At 36.3% G+C, this 22,871-nt stretch carries 20 protein-coding genes; 4 read left to right on the forward strand and 16 right to left on the reverse strand.

Features of this window, described 5'->3' with window-relative positions; genetic code table 11:
• Positions 1 to 100: 100 nt before the first annotated feature.
• On the reverse strand, positions 101 to 2,011 hold the full coding sequence (locus tag NTX65_06345; protein MCX6168937.1) for an AMP-binding protein: 1,911 nt from the start codon (positions 2,009 to 2,011) through the stop codon (positions 101 to 103).
• A gap of 251 nt (positions 2,012 to 2,262) precedes the next feature.
• Positions 2,263 to 2,901 (reverse strand): hypothetical protein, encoded by a 639-nt coding sequence (locus tag NTX65_06350; protein MCX6168938.1) that lies wholly within the window; start codon positions 2,899 to 2,901, stop codon positions 2,263 to 2,265.
• A gap of 391 nt (positions 2,902 to 3,292) precedes the next feature.
• Here NTX65_06350 and NTX65_06355 point away from each other — a divergent pair, with 391 nt between their 5' ends.
• Entirely contained in the window at positions 3,293 to 4,279 is a 987-nt protein-coding gene (locus NTX65_06355; GenBank protein MCX6168939.1) for a Gfo/Idh/MocA family oxidoreductase, read from the forward strand.
• A 104-nt stretch (positions 4,280 to 4,383) separates the two neighbouring features.
• On the opposite strand, the gene ccsA (NTX65_06360) is transcribed toward NTX65_06355, so the two are convergent.
• From ccsA (NTX65_06360) to ccsA (NTX65_06375), 4 genes are read right to left on the reverse strand one after another with little or no spacing between them, the layout of a single operon-like run.
• Positions 4,384 to 6,777 (reverse strand): cytochrome c biogenesis protein CcsA, encoded by a 2,394-nt coding sequence (ccsA, locus tag NTX65_06360; protein ID MCX6168940.1) that lies wholly within the window; start codon positions 6,775 to 6,777, stop codon positions 4,384 to 4,386.
• 21 nt (positions 6,778 to 6,798) lie between these two features.
• Positions 6,799 to 7,188, reverse strand: a complete 390-nt coding sequence (locus NTX65_06365) for a cytochrome c maturation protein CcmE (protein MCX6168941.1) — start codon at positions 7,186 to 7,188, stop codon at positions 6,799 to 6,801.
• Between the two features lie 4 nt (positions 7,189 to 7,192).
• Positions 7,193 to 7,342: a CcmD family protein gene (locus NTX65_06370; protein ID MCX6168942.1), complete on the reverse strand. Its 150-nt coding sequence runs from the start codon at positions 7,340 to 7,342 to the stop codon at positions 7,193 to 7,195.
• A gap of 8 nt (positions 7,343 to 7,350) precedes the next feature.
• Positions 7,351 to 8,073: a cytochrome c biogenesis protein CcsA gene (gene ccsA, locus NTX65_06375; protein ID MCX6168943.1), complete on the reverse strand. Its 723-nt coding sequence runs from the start codon at positions 8,071 to 8,073 to the stop codon at positions 7,351 to 7,353.
• A 206-nt stretch (positions 8,074 to 8,279) separates the two neighbouring features.
• On the opposite strand from ccsA (NTX65_06375), the gene NTX65_06380 reads away from it, so the two are divergent.
• Positions 8,280 to 9,362 (forward strand): SpoIIE family protein phosphatase, encoded by a 1,083-nt coding sequence (locus NTX65_06380; GenBank protein MCX6168944.1) that lies wholly within the window; start codon positions 8,280 to 8,282, stop codon positions 9,360 to 9,362.
• On the opposite strand, the gene NTX65_06385 is transcribed toward NTX65_06380, so the two are convergent.
• The 7 genes from NTX65_06385 to NTX65_06415 all read right to left on the reverse strand — a co-directional run bounded on the left by NTX65_06385 (position 9,359) and on the right by NTX65_06415 (position 17,555).
• Positions 9,359 to 10,891 carry a tetratricopeptide repeat protein gene (locus tag NTX65_06385; GenBank protein MCX6168945.1) on the reverse strand — a complete coding sequence of 511 codons (1,533 nt, stop codon included), beginning with the start codon at positions 10,889 to 10,891 and terminating at the stop codon, positions 9,359 to 9,361. The two genes, NTX65_06380 and NTX65_06385, sit on opposite strands and share 4 nt — an antisense overlap.
• 33 nt (positions 10,892 to 10,924) lie before the next feature.
• The gene (locus NTX65_06390; GenBank protein ID MCX6168946.1) at positions 10,925 to 11,341 is read right to left on the reverse strand and encodes an ATP-binding protein; all 417 of its coding nucleotides are present in this window, start codon (positions 11,339 to 11,341) and stop codon (positions 10,925 to 10,927) included.
• A gap of 148 nt (positions 11,342 to 11,489) precedes the next feature.
• Positions 11,490 to 11,681: a DUF2892 domain-containing protein gene (locus tag NTX65_06395; protein MCX6168947.1), complete on the reverse strand. Its 192-nt coding sequence runs from the start codon at positions 11,679 to 11,681 to the stop codon at positions 11,490 to 11,492.
• Positions 11,682 to 11,783: 102 nt separating this feature from the next.
• Positions 11,784 to 12,911 carry a hypothetical protein gene (locus NTX65_06400; protein ID MCX6168948.1) on the reverse strand — a complete coding sequence of 376 codons (1,128 nt, stop codon included), beginning with the start codon at positions 12,909 to 12,911 and terminating at the stop codon, positions 11,784 to 11,786.
• A gap of 125 nt (positions 12,912 to 13,036) precedes the next feature.
• Complete coding sequence (locus tag NTX65_06405) at positions 13,037 to 15,619, reverse strand: outer membrane beta-barrel family protein (GenBank protein ID MCX6168949.1); 2,583 nt, start codon at positions 15,617 to 15,619, stop codon at positions 13,037 to 13,039.
• Positions 15,620 to 15,797: 178 nt separating this feature from the next.
• Positions 15,798 to 17,108 (reverse strand): T9SS type A sorting domain-containing protein, encoded by a 1,311-nt coding sequence (locus tag NTX65_06410; GenBank protein MCX6168950.1) that lies wholly within the window; start codon positions 17,106 to 17,108, stop codon positions 15,798 to 15,800.
• Positions 17,109 to 17,123: 15 nt separating this feature from the next.
• Positions 17,124 to 17,555: a hypothetical protein gene (locus tag NTX65_06415; protein ID MCX6168951.1), complete on the reverse strand. Its 432-nt coding sequence runs from the start codon at positions 17,553 to 17,555 to the stop codon at positions 17,124 to 17,126.
• Positions 17,556 to 17,966: 411 nt separating this feature from the next.
• Here NTX65_06415 and msrA point away from each other — a divergent pair, with 411 nt between their 5' ends.
• Positions 17,967 to 18,593 (forward strand): peptide-methionine (S)-S-oxide reductase MsrA, encoded by a 627-nt coding sequence (gene msrA, locus NTX65_06420; protein ID MCX6168952.1) that lies wholly within the window; start codon positions 17,967 to 17,969, stop codon positions 18,591 to 18,593.
• 173 nt (positions 18,594 to 18,766) lie between these two features.
• Here the strand turns inward: msrA and NTX65_06425 are convergent, their stop codons facing one another.
• From NTX65_06425 to NTX65_06435, 3 genes are all read right to left on the reverse strand, one after another.
• Entirely contained in the window at positions 18,767 to 19,081 is a 315-nt protein-coding gene (locus NTX65_06425; GenBank protein MCX6168953.1) for a hypothetical protein, read from the reverse strand.
• Positions 19,057 to 19,311: a hypothetical protein gene (locus NTX65_06430; GenBank protein ID MCX6168954.1), complete on the reverse strand. Its 255-nt coding sequence runs from the start codon at positions 19,309 to 19,311 to the stop codon at positions 19,057 to 19,059. Before NTX65_06430 ends, NTX65_06425 begins: the two co-directional genes overlap by 25 nt.
• Positions 19,312 to 19,411: 100 nt before the next feature.
• Positions 19,412 to 21,139 carry a Na+:solute symporter gene (locus NTX65_06435; GenBank protein ID MCX6168955.1) on the reverse strand — a complete coding sequence of 576 codons (1,728 nt, stop codon included), beginning with the start codon at positions 21,137 to 21,139 and terminating at the stop codon, positions 19,412 to 19,414.
• Between the two features lie 131 nt (positions 21,140 to 21,270).
• Here NTX65_06435 and NTX65_06440 point away from each other — a divergent pair, with 131 nt between their 5' ends.
• Positions 21,271 to 22,806, forward strand: coding sequence for a glycosyltransferase family 39 protein (locus tag NTX65_06440; protein MCX6168956.1), 1,536 nt, complete (start codon positions 21,271 to 21,273; stop codon positions 22,804 to 22,806).
• The last annotated feature ends 65 nt before the right edge of the window (positions 22,807 to 22,871 follow it).

Genomic DNA, 22,871 nt, shown 5'->3' on the forward strand with positions numbered 1-22,871 from the left:
TTCTCAATACAAAGACTTCTCTCCCGCTAAAGCGGGATCGAAGTGACAAAAATTAATTTTTCAAAGAGACTTTATATTTATCGTAACTATCTTTCCAAGTTTATTTCAACCGGCTAATAATTGTTAGGTTTTGATGATTGCAAATATCTTTCCCTTCTTGTGTATATAAATATTCAATTCTGTTTTGATAGAACTCAGTAATTTTTCCGCGAACCATTTTCAATGTGCTGTTCATAAATTTATTCTGTTCTGTAAATCCTTCACCCAAAATTGCAATTGCAGAGGGAATCCATCGTTCCGGAAATTGTCCTTCATAAATTCCGCCGGTCCTAAATTTTGCAACTTCACTTTCCAACATTTTCAAAATTGCTTTCTGTTCTTCAATGGAATTGTAAGAGATTTTATTTTCATCAGCCCATTTTATAATTGCTTCCTTGTTGGGGACTATCAAAGCAATGGTATAAGGCGACTGATTATTATAGAGCATCACTTGATCTATAAATGCAGAATGTTCGGTTAACGCCTCTTCAATTCCTTCAGGACTATATTTTTCTCCGTCGCTGCTTATCAATAAACTTTTAAATCTCCCGAGAACATAAAGAAAACCATCACTATCCAGATAACCAAGATCTCCGGTATAGAGCCAATCCTCTTTTATTACTTCTTTAGTTGCCGCTTCATTCTTCCAGTAGCCAACCATAACATTTTCACCCTTAACTACAATTTCCCCTTTTTCTCCGATTGGAAGTTCATTCCCATCGGTGCCGCAAATCTTTACCTGCAGATCAGCAACGATTGCACCCGAAGAACCAAGTTTATGCTTACTTGGAACATTCGCTGAGATTACGGGCGCGGCTTCAGTTAAACCGTATCCTTGAAACATTGGAATTCCTAAAGCATAAAAGAAGAATTGAAGCTCAACATCAAGAAGCGCTCCTCCGCCGATGAAAAATTCCAAACGTCCTCCAAAATTCTTTCGAATCTTACTGAAAAGAATTTTATCATAAAAAGTATAAAGCGGTTTTTGAAAAATCTTTTTTCCCTTTCCTTTGTTCCAGCCGTTCCCGTTATATGAGTAAGCAACTTCAAGCGCTTTTTTAAACATTTTTTCAACGACTTTTCCTTTTTCGGCAATTCCATTCTCAATATTTTTTCTGAAATTCTTTGCAAGTGCCGGGACACTTAATAAAAAAGTCGGCTTAATTTCTCTAATATTCTTCGGGACATTTTTCAAAGTCTCAAGCATAGTCTTGCCCTGTTGAACGGAAGCCATACTTGCACCGTTTTTCATTAACGTATAGATTCCCGCAGTGTGTGCAAAGGCGTGGTCCCATGGAAGCATCAACAAAGAAACATACCGCTCCGGTATTGGAAGAAGTTTTGATGATTGTTCAACATTCGCTGTATAATTTCTGTGTGTAAGAATTATTCCTTTTGGGTCGGCGGTCGTTCCTGAAGTGTAACAGATATTGGCATAATCATTTTCAGAAATTGAATTCCATCTGTTTTCAAATTCTTTTCTCGAAGTAGAAAGATATTCTTCTCCCCTCTCGAAGAGTTCACCAATAAATATTTCATCTTCATCGAGCGAACCCGGTTTATCCAATAATATAATTTTTTCTAAATCCGGCAGATCATTTTTAATTTTTCTGATTTTAGATGCCTGATTTTGCGATACAACTACTATCCTGCAGCCGGAATGCGCCAATCTGAATTTAAGATCGGTTAGCTCTTCAATCTTAGTTGATATGGGAACGTTAATTGCGCCGGCGAATAAAATACCAAGTTCGCTGACTACCCAATAATTTCTTCCTTCTGAGATGAGAGCAATTCTGTCACCTCTCTTAATTCCGTATTTTATTAATCCTGCGGCAAACTTGTGAATTAGAATCTGCATCCCTGCATAAGTTGTCCCCTCATACTTCTCATTTGTTTTTTCCCACATCAAAACATTTTTGGAAAATCGGGATACGCTTTCTTCGAATAAATTTGGGAGTGTCCTTTCTTTCACTTTTTTATCCTGATGTTTTCTTATAAGATGTATTCAAAATAATACTTTGGCAGGGAATAAACACCAGTATGTTTATGAAGTTGTAACAGCTATAAAGATAATAGAACACGGATTATCATGATCAAATATGATTAATGAAGATCATAATAAATCATAATCATCTTAGTAAATCAGTGTTCTATTAAAAAAATAATTTTATCTACAGCTAAAATATTCTTTACTTATTTTAAAAAGTATTCTTCCGAAATTAATTAGAAATAAAATCTGAATCCGACTCGCAGCATTACACCGCTCATATCATAACTTCGTTCAAATATATGTTTGATTCCCGTACCGGCATCTCTAACTTCATACTGCCAGCTTGGTTTTGATGAATGATACGATATTTCCGCAATCGCATCGGATCTCTTTCCAAGTTCATACATTAAACCGAATCCGAGCCGCCATGAAAAATCATACGCACCTTGAAATTTATCGTCATTTGGATTTGTATAATCTCTATAAAAAATTAACAGTACTTCAATTCCTGCAGCGCCGGTTACAAATGCTCTCGTCCGCGGTGCGACAGGCCAATTACCTGAAATGCTCGCCATTAACGGGATTGAATGCAAATTAGTCTTTGCGCGGAGTTCGTTTAATGTACTGTTTGGACCGTAAATATCATTGATCTGGGAAACAAATTTTTGATCTACATAATTTTTATTGAACCAATCAACACTGTACCCAATCAGAAAATTATCATCTACATACCAGCCCCCTTCGTATCCAATAATGAATCCCGCATCTGTAGCCCCGGGACTGAACATTCCCAATTTAAAGGATGAGAATCTTGATTGAGCCGATAATATAATTGGAAGGAATACAATTAAAAACAATACCACTTTCTTCATGACCTATCTCTCATTTTAATGACCGGATTGTTAAACAATTAAAGTGCCAGGAATAATTTTAATTTTATCTCTTATTTCGATGCTTTAAAATAGATTTTGTTTCGGATAATAAACAACGGGGTTAATTTAATGGACGAAAAAATCTCCGGCGAAGTGAACGGTTTGCATGATATGCATTTTTTTCGAAGCACCCGCCTTAAAGCTATTTTCAAAACAACGGAAGAGCCACAACCTCTTCCCTACATTTCATCATATTTCCGATATACTATATAAGTCTCTAAAAAGAAATTATTCCCCGCTAAGGATTATTTATAAAGAAAAATCTGACTTTACTACTCAATCATATTTTTATATTTTTTAATTAAGAACAAACAAAATCAAGAAGATGAGAATGAAAAAAATCAAATGGGGATTCTTAGGAACTGGCAGAATCGCTCACAAATTGGCGGATGCAATTAAAGTAGTTGATAGTACAGAACTTTATGCGATCGGTTCCCGCAATAAGGAGTCAGCAATAAAATTTGCAGAAGAATATAACGTACCCAAGGCTTACAGCAGTTATGAAGAAGTAATGAAAGATCCGGATGTAGATGTAATCTATATTGCAACTCCGCACAATCTCCATTTTGAGAATACTATGGCAGCACTCGAGAACAACAAACATGTATTGTGCGAAAAACCTCTTGGAGTAAATCTGAAAGAAGTCCAAAAGATGGTCAACAAAGCGAAAGAGAAAAATCTTTTTCTTATGGAAGGTCTCTGGTCGCGGTTCCTTCCGAACATAATTAAAACAAAAGAACTTGTTGATTCGGGTGAGATAGGAACGGTGAAATTTTTAAGAGCGGACTTTGCCTTTAAATCCCTAAACGGACCCGAACACAGGCAGTTTAATATAGATCTTTGCGGCGGGACACTCTTAGATATCGGGATTTATAATGTCTTCTTATCGCTGTTAATCTTAGGCAAACCAAAATCATTCATCGCTTCCGCGGGATTGAGTCCGCAAGGTGGCGACAATACATGCAGTTGCACTTTTAAATATGATAACGATACACTTGCAGTTCTATTTTCCTCATTTCTTGTAAACATACCAACTACCGTAGAAATCCATGGTGGAAAAGGAAAAATTTTTTTAGAACATCTTTGGTTCTGCCCCGGCAATGTAAAAATAATATATGATGACGGAAGTGAAAAAACGTTCAAGTTTGATCTCAGAGGCAACGGATACGAATACGAAGTTGAGGAAGTTGTGAGATGCATTCAGGCGGGAAAAACCCAAAGTGACTTAATGAGCTGGGATAAAAGTATTGAACTAATAAGTATGCTTGATGCAATCCGTAAAGAGTGCGGAATTGCTTATCCTAAACATGATTTATGATATAAATGAGTTATTAGAATTATCAGTACGAAGAAATTTAAAAAGAAAGACCCCGTCTAATAACGGGGTCTTTTGTCTAAAAACTAACAGCTCGTAGCTAATTACTATACAAGCGATTCTTTGGATCTTCTGAATGCCGAAATTAAAAATCCAGCGACCATTGTAAGCACTCCAATCCAAACTAAACTAATAAACGGTTTAACACTGGCATCAACAGTTAAAACTTCATTTTGTATTTGATTTGCACTGTTCGACGCAGATATTTTTGATAATTCAAGGTTGACTTTGCCCGACGCATCCATACTGCCTAGCTTAATTCTAAGATTAGCTTCTTTCAAATCAACAGGTATGTGTTCCTGTTTGCCTGAAATACTTTTATAGACCGGTTCAACTTCTACAGTTTTGTAATTATACTTAACAGTAAGTTTAGCACCGATCTGAAAATCTTTGCCGGCCATCATAGCTTCACGCACTTCGGGAGGAAAATCGAATTGATCAAATGTAATATCAACACCTTCATATGTATGAGTTTCACCTTTATTAATAGAGACTGAAGTTCCATTCTGGTTTTCGTTTCCTTCAGAATAACTAACCGGCTCTACGTAAAAGTCTTTTGTGAAGCCAACCAAAATATCGGGCTCGCGCATTAGACTGTTATTAAATTCGGCAATATACATTACAGGTGAAATTGTTCTAACGCTATTTCCATTTTTAACTTCAATATTCATTTTGTACTTAGTACCGTTCTCAAATGGTTCTATTCCTTTGAATGTAACATCATTACCAAACAGGTTAACGGTTTTCCCTTTTACAAGATCAATTTGTTTTTGTTGTGAATGACCGGCTGTTGCGAGTACTCCAACCAGAAATAGCGAAATGCCGATATGAGCAACGTATGGTCCAATAAATGATTTTCTACCACGGAATATTTTGTAAGCAACTTCACCGTTTACAAAGAGAGCAAATGCAGATGAGAATGCGAGTAGAATAAGCATTAGATTATTAACACCGCCGATTATTATCATTAAAAGTGTTAATACAACAGTGGCTATAATGGCAAATTGCGACTGCTTCCAAATATCTTTTCCTTCGGTGAATTTCCATTTCAAGAGAATACTCAATCCATTGAGCAGACCGATTATGATAGCGATCGGAAGGTTTAGTTCATTATAGAAACTTGTCTGAACTGTTTTGCCGATTATAGGAGCAGATGTGCCGACCAAAACAATTATAGCGGAGGCAATCAATGCAACCGAACCTGTAAACAAAGCAAGTTCACGCGAAAGAACATTTTCTTCAAATGTGAAATGGAGTGTTAGAAATTTCCATCTGTATACAATGCCGCCAATACCTAAAATTGTGAACGAAGTTAGAAAGATTACTAAGAACCAATAAACCATCATTCCGGGTTCGCCAAATGAATGTACGGAAGCATCACCGAGAATACCGCTTCGTGTTAAAAATGTACTATATAGAACAAGAACATAAGTCATAATGCTTAGAATAAGATTCATCTTAACGAATCTTCCGACTCCTCCCTTTTCCTGTGCTTTCTTCTGAACGAGAAGAGTATGAATTGAAGCAACACCAACAATCCACGGAACTAGAGAAGAATTTTCAACCGGGTCCCAGCCCCAGTATCCGCCCCATCCTAAAACTCCATAAGCCCAGTATCCGCCGAGCATAATTGCCAAACCGAGAACACATGTGCCCATTAGAACCCATGGTAAAGCCTGCTTTACCCAATCTGTGTATTCATTCTTTAAGAGAGCCGCCATTGCAAATGCAAATGGAACCGCAGACATAGAGAATCCGACAAATAAAATCGGCGGATGAATCTGCATCCAAAAATTTTGAAGCAGCGGATTCAATCCTTTCCCTTGAATTATAAAATCATTCATTAAGATGTTGCTTGATGTCAAAGAAGCGTAAAGTTCTTTTCCCATTTGAATGAATTGTTTATTCGATTGCGGGTCGCTGAAAATAAAATTTTGAATTGACGGCAAAGAGAGATAAGCGCTATTAATATTTTTCAACTCGATAAAATCATTTTCCATCCAGATATAATGGAAGGGAGATTTTAAAAGAGGACTTATCATTACAAGCAGAGCTGTAAGCGACAAAGTAAAAATCATCATTACACGCGGTTCAAGATCGCCCCTTTTTGATGTATAATCTAAAAGAATCAAACCGATGATTGCAGTAAAGAAAGTCCAAAGCATAAAACTTCCTTCTTGACCGGCGTAGAATGTTGACATTAATAATCCGGTTGAAAGACCGCTTCCGCTGTAGTTATATACATATTTATATTGATACTGATGAGTTAAAATTGCGTGAAGAAGAAGAGCCGCAGAAGCAATTACCATAACAGCAGTTGTATGATAGCCGATCCTTGCCAAGCGCATCGTATTTTCGTAACCTTTGTAGGTTAGATAATACATTATAACCGTGAACACACCGGCAAATAATGCCAGTGTGAGTAAAATATTGCCAATCATAAAATCTCCTAACTGCTAACTTTATGAGTTAGCTTTTTGAGCTGGTTGATCTTGATATTTGGACGGACACTTTGTGAGGATATCTGTCGCGTGAAAATTTCCTTGAGAAAATTTTCCGGTAACAACTAGACTTGTAGAAGATTCAAAGTTGTTCGGAATTGTTCCATGATAATATACTTTCATCAAATTGCCTTCAGTATCTTTCATGTAGAATACAAACATATTGTTGGTTTTGTCAATCTGGTAATTTTTTTCTTTAACCCAGGTTCCGGTTGCTTTAACAGTTTTGCCAGATTCCATAATCTTGGTGAAACTCTGTTCGTAAGAAACGTTTGTTTGTGTGAAGAGAAAAATCATTATGCCAAGAAATACAACAATAATAATCCCGCCGAAGATATATTTATTTTTCATTTATTTACTTCTCCTTTAATTCTTTTTCGATTGCTTTAAGACGTTTATCTGTATTAAGTAAGAATAAAAATATTCCAAACCAAATCACAAGTACAATAAAAAGAACAATATATATCGAGTTTTTCTCGAGAAATTCTAAAAGACCGCCTTCCAATTTTTACCTCAGTTTAATTTTTTAGAAAGATTTTCTTTAATAATGATTGCCCTAGAGCGGACACTCCACATCCAATAATAAAGTATTGTAAATGCTGCTAGCGAGACAAAAAACACAAGTCTCATACTCCCATTCATCTTAAAATCAACAACCGGATTTGTTCCCTGAACAACCTTATTAGTTGTCGGATCTATTTCCAACGAACCAGGGTGCAAACCCAACATTATTCTGGGCATTATAAAAATGAAAAACGGTACAGTTAAAAAAGCGATTATTGAATAAACTGCAGATAGTCTTGCGCGTTTATCTTCATTATCAATTGCGGAACGAAGAGCAAAGAGAGAGCCGTAAATCAGCAGCAGAATAAATATGCTGGTTTCTCTCGGATCCCAGTTCCAGAATGTACCCCAATTAAATTTAGCCCAGATCGAACCGGTTATTGTTGCAAGGATTGAGAACATCATTCCAAGCTGGAGAGCGGCAGATGATTTTGCATCATCATCCAAATTTTTATTTCGTAAATATTTTATTCCGTAAACCATCGCCATTAAGAATGCAATAACAGAAAGCCATGCAGTTGGAACGTGAAAGAAAATTATTTTTGCTTTCTCTTCAAGTCCGGGAATGATTGGAAATTCTGCCCACGAAGTCGGATGCATAACAATCGGGAATGTAATTCCCGTGATAATGACAAAACACATTAGGATAAAGAGAGTTATTTTCCAGATCATCTAAGTTCTTTCTTATTAATAAAACTATAAAAGGATATCGCGGATCAAAAATAGTCAATTGAGTCTTGATTTTCAAAGAAACAAAGCATCTTATATGGGTAGAAATAGCCTAGAATAAACTATTTTTAAGGAGAGACTGTCAATTTTTGACGAAATCAAACAAATCCCCATATTGACCGTCTAACTGTTCAGAAAAACAGAGAAAAATGTCAAATTCAAATCCTATAAAAAGATTATTCGATCTTTACACAAGCGATCTAAGTTATCAGGAAATTGAAAGGCTGATAAAAAGAGAAGCCGGCGATGTTTATGAATTCTTCGCAAAAGAAATTCCTAAACCGGATCCATCAAGAACAAAATTTTTCCGCGGGTTACTTTTTATTAGAAGTCTTTTCAATGCTTTCATTCTTAAACTTACTCCAGCAAGAAGAATATTTTATTTAGCAGCTCTTCTCTTCTTTGTTGTTGGATACTCCCGGCCACAAAATGGTTATGTGCTAATTGCATTTATAATTATTAATCTTCTTCTTGCTTTTGAACTTGCAGATAAACTCTCGGCTCGTGGTGAGCTCGATGTAGCGCGGAAAATTCAATTCGATTTAATTCCCCAGCATTCCGCCAGCATTAATAATTTTGAAGTGGTTTCATATTATGAACCGGCTCGAGAAGTAGGCGGTGATTATTTCGATGTGATTGAATTACAGGAACGGACTTACATTTGCGTAGGAGATATTTCCGGCAAAGGCATGGCAGCAGCACTTTATATGGTCCGTGTGCAATCAATTATTCATATGTTATTGGAAAATTATACAAGTGTAAAAGAGATGGTCATAAATTTGAAAAAATATTTTTCTAAAAATTTGAGACGCGAATATTTTTTGACTCTTTCTATGGCATCGGTAGAAAAGGACGGTTCGATAAAAATATGCCGTGCGGGACATATGCCAACCTTCTGGTTCAAATATGATTCTAAAGAATTTGATATCCTTTGCCCAAAGGGACTTGGAATCGGTTTAAATGATAAAGGTGTGTTTGAAAAGACACTAGAAGAAATTTCTATTAAACCGGCAAGTAAAGACATTATATTTTTCTTCACAGATGGGATCTCCGAAGCCATGAATACTTATTTTCAGCTTTTCGGAGAAGAAAATATTAAACGGATCATTAAAAATAATTCTGAAAAATCTGCTTTAGAAATAAAAAATGCATTGCTGTATGCTCTAACTGCATTTAGAGGGACTGCATATCAAAATGATGATCTGACATTCATAATTCTGAAAGCAAATTAGTTCACCTCAAAAATCTTAAACTCATCGTCATCAGGTCTTAACTCATTATACATTCGCTGGAGAGAGTTGAAAGCGGTTTCATTTCCACGCTGTGCGGCAAGCCGGTAAAGTTTAATAGCTGTTCCTTTATCTTCCTTCACACCTAATCCTTTTTCATAACAAAATCCAAGAGCTGTTTGCGCAAGTACAGAACCTTCATCAGAAATTTGTTTTAAAGTAGTTATATCACCGGAAATATCTTTCGATGTCGAATCTGCTACATTGGTTAGAGCAATTCTAACCGAAGCTTCTTTGCTGCCTAGTTTTTTTGCCATGTTCCAATACTCAATTGCTTTCTGTTTGTTTTTCTGAACAAGTGTTCCGGCAGAGTAGAGTAAACCCATTTCGATCATAGATGGGATATGTTTTTTATCTACAGCTTTTTTAAGAAAATCCAGAGCTTGCTGATTTGATATTTGATTATCAAAACCCAGCGCAGAAATTCCAGCCCACGCATACATTGCATCGGCATCCCCGGTCGCAATTCTTTCTTTGAGTTTGGTAAATAATTCTTTCGATTGCAGCATAGCAAATAAAAATTGACCCGCTTTAAATGAACCCAAGCGGTAAGCACGTAGATAATTAAAAGCAGCTTGGACTAAATCTTTTTGGAAGATTACTCCTTTTTCAAAAGCGCGTCCGGCTATTAGAAGTGCTTCCGGACTACCGCTTGAAGCGGCAAAATTTAATAAGCTTAATGTACTTGAATCCTTTGGCATTGTATCTTTGGAAAGATTATCTAAACCAAGGTATGTTTTTAACTCTCCAGGTTTTTTCTTCAAGACATCATTTAAAAAACTCTCTTTCTTTTCTTTAACATCTTTCGAATCAAAATCATAAAAATCCAAATCCCAATTTGGATTCATCAATTGAGTATTATCCTCAACATTCTTTGCTAACTTTTCAGCTTGACCTTTGGAAAGAGAATCCGTCGGGGGTGAATAACCGCTCTTTAATAATTGCTTCAGAGCTTCTACAGCCGGTTCATATTTGCCTGCAGAAGCCAATTTGAAATACTGATACGCTTTATTTAAATCCTTGTTTACAAGAAGATCGTCTGTATATGATAATCCTAAAGCAAATTGAGCTTCGGGTAAACCGGCTTTGGCAGCAACTTTAAAATTCTGGAATGCTTCAAATGGATTCCACGGCACACCAATACCATTGTAAAGCATTATGCCGTAATTAAACCGTGCCGCGGGTAAATTTTGATCAACCGCTTTTCGAATCCAATAAATCGCTTTCGTGGTATCAGCAGGAAAACCATTTGCAATCAAATAACGAAGTCCTAGTTCATGTTCTGCATAGGGATCGTTTCGATTTGCTTCCGTTACAAGGAGATAGCCTGCGATGAGTGAGTAGGAAGGATATTTTGCTTTGATCATCGGATATTTGCGGGGAACATTATCTTTAAATGCTTCACTGCGGGTAGTATCCTGGGCAAAAAGTGAGATTGAAACAAGAAGAAAAAAAGTTATGAAGTATCGCAAAAACGTTCCGATTGAAATTGTGTAACAAAATTATTAAATGAGCCACTTCTTAAGAATGAAATAATTTTTACCCTCTTTAGAACCGTAATCCAATTCATCCATAAGTTGTTTGATTATGAATAAACCCATTCCGCTCTCTGGTAAATTTTCAATATCATTCGGATCAAACTCGAGGTCTTTAATTACAAGGTTTTCTCTCGGCAAGCCAACATCAACAATTTCAATCTCAAGATGCTTTAAATCTTTTTTGACGTTAATTTCAATTGGCTGAGAATTGTTTCCGCCGTAAGAATGCTTTATAACATTATTAAGCGCTTCAGTAAGGCAAATGTCAACCGCATTGCAAAGATGTTCTTCAAGATTTTCACCGGCTAAATATTTTTTTATATCTTGAATTACTTCTGCTACGTTATCGTAATCGCTGATAATATTAAAATTTTTTTCCTTCACCTGTTCTCTTGCTCAATTACCCTTTGCAATATAAAAAAGAGGAATTAAACACCAAAACATAATGATTGAGATTTAAATCTATTCAAGAGAAAAAATTTATAGTCCCAATTACTGCCATTAATGCCGAACGTAATATAGACGCTCTATTTTATTTTGGTTCCGTTTTGCAAGTAGAGATACCAAACGGCATATATACCGGGCACCATCCGGCAGCAGACGTGAAAAGCGGAATAATACCTAATACACCCCACCAAGATTGATAAACAAACCCAATTGCAATTATTGCCAACCCTAAGAGAAGCCGTAGAACTCTGTCAATACTGCCGACGTTCTTTTTCATATTAACTCCTTCGTTTATTTGAAAGTTGGATGCATAATTTGTGGAGAAGATTCAGATTGTATATTGTGCTTTTTGGAAAAATCACATTGCACCGGAAAACAACTAAATTGATTTTTTAAAACATCTTCTTCGTTTATGTAATCTATTCTCAAAAAATCTCCATTGCGCTTGAATCTTGGAATTTTCTTCGAGCTCTCTATTGGTCTCCACCATTTTAATATTATTCCTAACAAAAACATCGTTCACTTCATTAATGATAATTGCATTAACGCCTTTATTCTGCCACTCCGGCTTTACAGCAGTTAAATACAAATCAACGTTTGGATTATTTTTCATTGCTCTCAGAATGTGAATAAACCCGAAAGGAAATAATTTGCCTTTACTTTTTTGAACGGCAACAGAAAGAGAAGGCATGGTTATTCCAAAACCGATTACTTTATTGTTACTATCCAGAAGAATTGGAACGTAATCCGGTTTAATGAATCCGAAGTATGCTTTAACGTACATATCAATTTGTTTATCCGTTAATTCCACGAAGCCGTAAAGATCTTTATAAGCTTCATTTATCAAATAAAAAATGTCTCTTGCATACGGAAGCATTTCTTTTGCTTTTTTAACTCTTAGAATGTGAAGATGATTTTTTTCCGCAACTGCTTTTGCAATTCTAGAAACTTTTTCCGGTCCTTCAACATTTGGATTAAAATATACTAAGTACTCAACCCAATCCGCATCTTTTACAAAACCAAGTTTCTCCATATGTTTTTGATAATAAGGATGGTTATATATAGATCCAAAAGTGCTTAACTCATTAAACCCTTCAATCAGCATTCCTTCACCGTCAAGATCGGTAAAGCCCAGAGGACCGTGAATTTTTTCCATCCCTTTTTCTTTTGCCCAGCTTATTACCTGCATAATTAAACTTTTCGAAACTTCTTCATCGTCAATAAAATCAATCCATCCGAAACGAACAGATTTTTGATTCCATTTTGTGTTGTAATTATTGTTAATGATACCAGCTATTCTTCCGACAATCTCGTCATCTTTGTAAGCAAGCCAATATTTAGCATCGCAAAAATCGAATGCGGGATTTTTCTTATTGCTAAGAGTTTTGATCTCGTCAAAAATTAGCGGCGGTACCCAATACTTATTTCCTTTGTATAGTGAAAAAGGGAGTTTGATAAACTTTTTCAATTCACTTTTAGACTTCACTTCTTTTAAAACAATAGCCATTTACAGCCTGCTGTTTATTTGTTAACTAATGATTAAATATAATCATTTACAGTAACTTTTTTGATATGGGGGCATAAAAAAACCCCGGCATTTACCGGGGTCTCCTTTTAAAAAATGGATCTTGACTATAACTCGTCGTATCCTTCTTCAATTCTTCTCTGCTTTTCCTGATCCATCATTCTTGTCTTGGTATCAACAAGACGATATGAAACGCCAATATTAACCGTACGCGAATCGAATTTTCTGTCGTTGATCATATAATAATTCAAGCCGGTTGTTTCTGTATTAAATTTACGCGTATTGAACAGATCGGAAATTCGCATTGTAACGGATAACCTTCCGTCCATCAAATCTTTTCTTACCATCAAATCCATTGCATACATCTCTTTCATTTTGGTTTGAGCCGCGGAACCACCAAAGAACATCCCGCCGCCCCCGTCTCCACCGCGCATTCCTCCGCCGCCGGTACTTAACATTATAGTAGGCGAAGTATACATGAACATCATTTGTACAATAAGACCATCAGTTACAGTCATCATGGAACTTAATCTTGCCATCCAGCTATTACTTGCGTTCGAACCGCCTAGCGTTCCTAAATCATCAACACTATTATTGAAGTAAGAAATATTTCCGTTTAATCTCATCCAATCAGTTATTGGAGAATTTGTTATCAGTTCAATTCCGTATGATTTCCCTTTGGAAATATTCTGGAATGTTGAATATGTAACCGGAATCCCGTTACCGTTAGGGATGAGCGTACTTATTGTACTGATAAGATTAGTACTTAATCTGTAGAAAAGATTAGAAACTATTGAAGTCTTGCCCAATGTTTTTGTGTAACCAAGTTCTAAAGCATTATGATACTGCGGTCTTAAATCCGGATTACCCTTAAAGATATTAAGCGAATCGGTTTTATCTTCGTAAGGGTTTAACTGCCTGTTCTGCGGACGATCAATTCTTCTGCTGTAGCTCAATTGAATTTCGTCCAGCTCATTAAAGTTGTAACGCAAGTGAATTGTCGGGTAGACGTCAAAATAATTGCTTTTATATGTTTGGTTGGTTACAAAACTTATTCCATCAATATAAACTTGCTCGGCGCGTAAACCGATTTGTGTTGTAAAGCTGCCGAGAGAATTTGAAAAGATACCGTAAAGAGCATGTACTTGTTCTTTGTATTCATAATTATTACTGATTAACGTACTGCTTCCCCAAGTATTTGTAACCGGTTCCCAATTAAAATTATCATTAGACATTGTTAAATCTTTAATTTGACTTCTCAAACCGGTTTCCAATCTGCCCCAGCCGCCAAGCGGTTGAACATAGTTGGATTGTATGAGCCATAAATTATTGCCGTTATCCGAAAGTGCTTTTTGAAGCGACTGTGCCGGAGTTGGGAAATAATAATCTTGATAGATTTTTGTATCACTGTTCATTGAACTATGCGAGTACATAACGTCTGCAGTTAATTCCTGAGTTCTATTCTCATATGTTTTTTTATAACTCAATGTATAATTACCGGAACTATTTCCCCTCGTTCCGTTACTATTTCTGTTAAACTGGCTCTGGAGTACGTTGCCCTCAAGATAATTTATATTTTCAATTTGGCTTGTGGTTCCGAAATTGCCAAATCTAAATTGTGCCGATGCTGTAATAAATTCTTTTTCTGCTAAATAATAATCCGCGCCAATATTCAGATTATGATTATTCATGTTATTGTGGTTATCGGAATTCTGATTAAGGCTAGATGAAACCGGACCGGTTGAAGAAGGCAATTCCGAATTCCGTAAAGTAATTCCGCCGCCATTCATATTAAAAAATCTGCCGTCATAACTTGTAAAGAAATTGAAATCTTCACCGCGCAAATTCATATTTAATGAAGAACTATACCTTCCTTTAGTTCCGGCATTTCCCATCAAAGTTCCGTTAACACCAAGATTGGATTTCTTTTTTAGAATGATGTTAATAATTCCGCCGGTTCCTTCCGGGTCATATTTTGCGGACGGGTTTGTAACAATTTCTATTGATTCAATTTGGCTTGCGGGAATTTGCGCAAGAACATCCGAACCGGTAAAACCTGCTAACGCCGCGGGTCTTCCATCAACAAGAACATTAATATTTGCATTTCCTCTAACTTGAACAGCCCCGTCAGCATCAACCGTAACGGACGGAACATTTTGCATCACATCAACTGCAGTTCCGCCCGAGTTAGCCATATTCTGATCAACTGTGTAAACTTTTTTATCCAGGTTTGCTGTTAATGCATCTCTTGTTCCTTGAACTACAATTTCGTTCATGTTAACATTCTTTGGACGCAGTTTAATTACACCAAAATTGAAATCTGTTTTATTCGGCAGAACCATTAAAGAATCAAACCTTTTTGTGGTGTAACCGATATAGGAAACTTTCACAAAGTATTTTCCGTACATCAATTTATTTATTTCGAATTTACCTTTGTCATTTGAAACAGTACCGTTGGCTACAGTTGAGTCTCTCCATTTGAATATTACAATGTTCGCATATTCAATTGGTTGTGAAGTCTGGGCATCTATAACAGATCCGCTTAGCTTTCCAACGGGCTGCATCATCGAAGGATCAAATTTTCTTCCCTGCATATTCTGTGGTCTATCCTGAGCATAAATTAGATACGAATTTATAACGAGTAGTACCGAAAGAATTAAAGTTCTTCTAAAGAGTGAAAAAGTTTTCATTTTATCCTATGGTTTATTTGAAAAAATACTTATTGAGAATTTTTAAGGGTGCAATTTTATAAAAGGTATTAATTAGATGTGCATCTTTGAAGAAAAGTTGGAACTATTTAACAATTTTTAACTAAATAGGGATCTTAAGTGTAGAGACGAGGCATGCCTCGTCTCTACGGATAGAATATTATTTTATCAGCATAAATTTCTTAACTTCCACAAATTTTCCAGCTTCCAATTTATAAAAATAAACACCGCTCGGTAGATCGCTGCCGTCAAATGTAACTTGGTAGTGACCCGCTTCTTGAGAACCATTTACAAGTTCTGCTACTTGCTGAGCGATCATATCATAAATTTTCAATTTAACATTTACTCTTTCGGGAATTGTATAGCTGATCTTTGTAGTCGGGTTAAACGGATTTGGAAAATTCTGTTCAAGTGCAAATGCGGAAACGTTTTCAAGAACTGCCGTAATTATATCGGAATATTCATACGCTCCGTCAAAATCAATTTGCTTCAGACGATAATTAAATTCCTTGCCGCCGGTAGGTTCATCTGTAAAAGAATAACTCTTCGGCGAATTGCTGTTTCCATTTCCTTGTACAAATCCAATCTTTGTCCAGCTATCAGCATTCGGCTGTCCGCTTACAGCTAACCGCTCAATGCTGAACCCATAATTGTTCACCTCCGTCGCAGTCTTCCAATTGAGTTCTACTTTGTTACCATTTACATTTGATGTGAATGAGGTGAGCTCGACGGGGAGAGCTCCATCCGTTGCGCCATAAATTAAAAAGTTATCTAGAATTATCGCACCGGTTCCCGCTGTAAAAGCAAACTTTAAATCAGTCATCGATTGACTCACTGTAGTTGCAGCTTTATCATTCATTATTTTTGCAGTACCGGCCCATAAATCCCAAGTATCATTAGCAACTGCTTCAGAACTTCCATCAGGTCCAGTGTATGTTACTGTACTTCCAGTATTATTTAGATACCATGTTATTGATTGAGCACCACTTAGAGTCGCACTGTTTGTGCCTGCTCCAATATCTCTTATCGAAAATGTACCATCGGTTGCAGTAAGGTTTATACCAAATCGTGCATAAACATTTGCATTCGCTTCAGCTGAATTTGCGGTTCCAAATACACTACCAACTTGGAATACAGCCGCAGTTGTTTGAGCTACTGTATTCCCAGAAACTGCAATTACAAATGAATAAACCATGCCAGTTGGTGTGGGTGAAAAATCCGTTGTACGAGAAAATGACATGCTATTAGGGTCAGTGGTTCTAGTAAAGACCAATGCATTATTAGAAATCAAGACTGTACCATTAGCATTACTTGATCCAATCGCATTCCATTGACCACTATTAGGGCTCGTCGAGTTAATATAGTCGCTCAGCGTAGAACTAGAAGTAAAATTTTGTGAAAATATCTGTCCCCAACTAACAGCCGGCAAGTAAAACAAAACAGCTATCAAAAGTTGTATAAATTTTTTCATACACACCCCTATGCTTTAAAAATTTTTAATCGATGAAACCATAAAAGAGAATAGCCATATTATCAGCGCAGCTAAAACCAGGGCAACTCCTAATAATATTTTTTTTAATCTCCGTCTTGCCTCAAATGGTAAGAACCTGTTTTCTTCATTTTCTTTCTTTACAGACTTATAATCACCGTCTCCAACTTGCCAATCCGTAGAGTGAGATAAATTTAGCTTATCAATTTTTTCGCGGTTTAGTTTTATAAGGTCTACCCTTTTCAATTTATTTGCCGCGCCAAAGGAAGAATGGCTGGACCACCAGTTGATAGGTAATTCAAAAAATGCTATTACGGATTTTTTTATTTCTGTTGATTCATCTTGCAGCGGTTGTCCGGGAATTTCATCTCTTTCCCAGAAATTAGTTTTAGCAGATAAGTGTTTTGCCTTATTAACGGAGTTGGGCATTAATAACCTCCACTGCAAAGAAGCTTATTACAAAATTTTATTTTCTCTCAAAATTTGTATTGGCGGGATTTTCTTGCATCAATTTAACAATTCTTTAGACTTAAGAAAATATATTTTTAAAAATCATAAAATCATTTTTTTTAATTGGAGCATTAGTCCGCGTTTTATTTTCTTAATCGCGAAGACAATCAATTTATTTCTATGTCATTAAGAATTGAGATTGCCACGTCCCGCCTTGCGGGACTCGCAATGACTAATTCACTTTACACAAAGACAGAAATTAAATAACTACAAGCTTTAGATCGTGGATTACTAAACACCGCGACTATCGGCTTTAGCCACATAAACAGTTTGTCTTGCGGGAACATATAATTAAAATTCTTTGTTAATAGATAAAATGAAAGTCGACATATGAAAAATAAATTTGTTTTGTTTTTCTTACTTGCTGTAATAAGCTGTTCTAACAACGCCAAGCCCAAACTTGAGGAAGCTATGATTGATTCATCAAAATATGAAGTTGCCACTTTTGCCGCGGGATGCTTCTGGTGCACAGAAGCGGTTTTTCAAAGATTAAAAGGAGTTGTAAAAATTGAGAGCGGTTACAGCGGCGGCTCGGTCCCAAACCCGACTTACGAAGCCGTTTGTACTGGACAGACCGGGCACGCGGAATGCACTCAAATAACTTTCGACCCGAAGATAATTTCTTTCAAAGAATTATTGGAAGTGTTTTGGAAAACACATGATCCAACTACACTTAACCGTCAAGGGAATGATACAGGAACTCAATACCGTTCGGCAATTTTTTATCACAGCGATGAACAAAAAGAACTCGCCGAGAAGTACAAGAAAGAACTTGATTCAGAAAAAATTTGGGATGATCCGATTGTGACGGAAATTGTTCCTTTTAAAAAATTTTACAAAGCGGAAGATTATCACCAGGATTATTACAATAAAAACGGGCATGCGCCGTACTGCAGTTTCGTAATTACACCGAAAGTGGAAAAATTTAAAAAGATTTTTGTGGATAAATTAAAATGACAAACGTAGAGACGAGGCAACTTGTCTTGCAACGTGGGATGCTTAGTCATTAATGAAAAAGTTTTCGTAAAGACGGGACATGTCCCGTCTCTACAATAATGGAATATAATCCATCATAAATAAATTAAGTTTTATTACTATCATTGAGACATATGTTGTAATGTTGTAATATTTTAAAATTCAAAAATATTTTCAGGTAATCTCTTTTCGTATTCCCACTTAAGCGGATTCTGAGAAATATATTTTCTAGTATTAAATAACTCTTTTTCATTCCGGATTACACGATCATAAAAACGTGTCTGCCAAGAAAAATTATCAAGACCATTCTCATGTGCTTGTTTTGAAACCGCCGATTTGAATGAACCAACAATATTAGATAAGCTAATTGTTTTGTTTCGTAAAGACGAGGCAACTTGTCCCGCGGTGGCGGGATGCCTCGTCTCTACCAATAAACTAATAATTATTATTCCATGTATGTGATTTGGCATAACAATAAAATAATCCAATTCCACATTTGGAAAATGTACCGGAATTTCGGACCAGCATTTTTTGTTATAAAGCTTAGTTCATTAAATTTCATTACTTCATTAACAATTTTTCCAAACCATTCAACATGATTTTTAGTATTAACAGTTATGTAATACCACCATGGATTCGAATAGTCCCATTCACTCAATCGCGCAGATTCAATTCTGTATTTATTTTTATATTTTGTCATTTAACATAAAAGCCACACTTATTAATACGAGCAATTTGTGTCGTAAAGACGAGGCATGCCTCGTCTCTACAAATAATTTATTTCACCGAAAGTAATCTCATCACTTTGAAATATTTTTCAGTACAATGAACAAACTCACCCCCGCAACGGCCAGATAGATAACAGTATTTAAGTAATTACCAAAGATCAAACTGCCGATCCCGAAAAGTGAAGAATAAACAAGAACAACCCCAAGAAACCAGTTTAGAAACATTCTCGCAAAACCGGAATCACTTTCAACTTCCGGCATCAAAACGGAGATCTTCTTCCATAAAATTCCTCCGGGATGAACGGTACGGTAAAATTCTTTCAATTTTTCTTCATCGGTAGGTTTGGTAAGAAATGTTACAATAAGCCACACTAATGTGGTAGCAAAAACCAAATAGTAAAGTGAAAGCGGAAATGAAATTCCTAAATATTTTACAAGCGGTAGCGTAACAAACGGAGTCAACATTGCCGAAATTTCCGACCATGCATTTATTCTCCACCAATACCATCTAAGAATAAGAACCAATCCAAGACCGGCTCCGCATTCAAGAATAAATTCCCACGCCCCGGAGATTCTATTTACATAGAGAGTAACAACGAGAGATGTGAGCATAAGTAATATGGTAATTATACGTGATGCCGCGACGTAATGCTTTTCATCTTTGTTTTGTTTTATAAATCTTCGATACAAATCATTTAACAGGTAAGACGAGCCCCAATTTAGTTGTGTTGAGATTGTACTCATGTAAGCCGCAAAGAAAGCAGCAACAAGCAACCCTTTCAAACCAACGGGAAGAAAATCACGCATGGCATATATGTAACCCATCTTAGCTTGATCCGCAGGCAAGTTTGGATATAATACCATTGCAGATAAAGCGACAATTATCCACGGCCAGGGACGAATTGCATAATGAGCAATTTGAAAAAAGAAGGTTCCTAATAATGCATGCTTTTCATTTTTTGCGCTCATCATTCTTTGCGCAACATAACCGCCGCCGCCGGGTTCTGCACCGGGATACCACGATGCCCACCATTGAATTCCTACATAAGCAAGAAATGAAATTGTTGTAAGAGCAAACGTAGAGCCGAGTGTTGAAACATCTGATGTAATGTTAGGGAAAAAATCAAAAACAAATTTTGGAAGTTTTGCTTGAAGACCGGCAACACCGCCAACTTGCGGTGAGTTTACTACAAGGATTGCAAGTATGATGCATCCAATCATCGCAAATACAAACTGAAATGCATCCGTAACAACCACACCCCACAATCCGCTCATCGCAGAATAAATGGAAACAATTATCATTATTCCAAAGACATAAAGGATAGCAACATTTTCCTGGATTCCAAACATTCCCACAAGTATCGAGATCATTGCACGGTTAACCCAGCCCAGAATTATCAAATCCATAAAAAAGCCAAGATAGATTGCTTTGAAGCCGCGTAAAAATTTTGCGGGTTTGCCTCCGTAACGAATCTCCGCAAATTCTACTTCAGTCATAATTCCCGCACGTCTCCAAAGTTTTGCAAAGAAAAAGACTGTGAGCAATCCGCCGAAAACAAAATTCCACCAAATCCAGTTGCCTGCAATTCCGTTTTTCACAACAAGTTCAGTAACAGCAAGAGGCGTATCAGCCGCAAATGTAGTAGCAACCATTGAAAGTCCCACAAGATACCATGGTAAATTTCTTCCGCTCAGAAAAAATTCTTGAGTGCTTTTTCCAGCTCGTTTGGAATAATAAATTGCTATTCCGAAACTGAAAATGAAATAGATAAGGATGATTGCGTAATCAATAATCTGCACTTTGTAAGTCCTTAAAATTTTGATGACAATTTGGGAATCTTGCATATATGAAGCAAGCAGAGAGCAGACATTTTTATGATTTACAATAAATTATACAATTCATAATTTCCATTAGAAAAATCGGAGCTAAAATGAAGCGAGCCGTATCAGAAAAAACACTTTTATTTGTTTTCCCGGTTATCAAGCTTTTACTACATCTGTACACAAATACATTTGCCGGTTATGGAATCTTTAGAGATGAGCTTTATTATGTCGCATGCAGCAAACGATTGGCTTTTGGATACGTTGATGAACCGCCGTTTTCAATCTGGATTTTATCGTTTGTTAGAAATTTGATTGGCGATTCTGTATTTGCTCTTAGACTTGTTCCGGCAATTGTCGGCGCTCTAACAATATTTATTGTTGCCTTGATAACAAAAAAATTAGGCGGCGGCAAATCAGCAATTATAATAGCATCAACATGCGCGCTTCTTGCGCCGATTAATATCGGAATGAATAGTTATTATTCAATGAATACGTTTGATCACTTTTTCTGGGCACTTGGGTTTTTATTTGTTCTTAAGATAATTCAAGAAGATAAATTGAAAAACTGGATAATTCTCGGCGTCATTATCGGCTTCGGTATGCTGAATAAAATTAGCATGGGATGGTTTGCACTTGGATTATTTATCGGTCTGCTCTCAACTTCATTGAGAAATAGAATTTTGTCGAAACAATTTTTCTTTTTGGTTTTAATTTCTTTCTTGCTTTTCCTTCCTTATATAATCTGGAATTTTCAAAACGACTTTGCGGCACTAGAATTTATCCGGAATGCACTTGCACATAAGTACAATGGAATTACGCGTTGGGATTTTGTTTCCGGGTTGTTTCTTATTATGAATCCGGCATCAATTCCAATTTGGATTGGAGGACTATACTTTTTCTTCTTAATCGAAGGGAACGAGAAATACAAAATTCTTGGTGCAATTTTTCTTGTCTCCTTTTTGATCTTATTTATCAATGGTCATAATAAATCGGAATATCTTGCGCCTGCATTTTGCATTTTGTTTGCCGGCGGCGGAGTTATGTTTGAAAAGCTATCCGTTAATAAGATTTGGCTTTGGGTTCAAAGAATTGATTTATCATTCGTAATAATATTAGGAATTATTATCCTACCATTTGCAATTCCAATTTTGTCTGTCGACAATTTTATAAAATATCAGAATATAACTGGTATTGCACCGCAATCAACAGAAAGACATCAACTTTCTGAACTTCCTCAATTTTATGCCGATATGTTTGGCTGGGAAAATATGGCACGTTCAGTTTCCGAAGTGTATCAAAAACTCTCAGATGAAGAAAAGAAAACTACCGTCATTTACGGCAATAATTACGGACGTGCCGGCGCGATTGAATATTATTCACACAAATATTCATTACCCGAAAAAGCAATAAGTATGCATAACAATTTTTGGATTTGGGGTTATGAAAATAAATCAATTAAAACGATGATTGTAATCGGAGAAGAAAGAGAACATCTTATTAACAACTTTGACGAAGTTACCGCGGCCGGAAGAATAGTTTCGCCTCACGCGATTCCTTACGAAAATAATTTAACTATCTGGATCTGCCGCGGTCCAAAATTTGATTTTAAAAAACTGTGGCAAGCTGAAAAGAATTTCATTTAAAAATCCGAAGAGTGTCTCTGAAGTAATTATTCAACTTTTCAATCTGCGAAAATCAGTTGTATCCG

Source organism: Ignavibacteriales bacterium, from assembly GCA_026390795.1.
In the GTDB taxonomy this organism is placed as follows: domain Bacteria; phylum Bacteroidota; class Ignavibacteria; order Ignavibacteriales; family Melioribacteraceae; genus Fen-1258.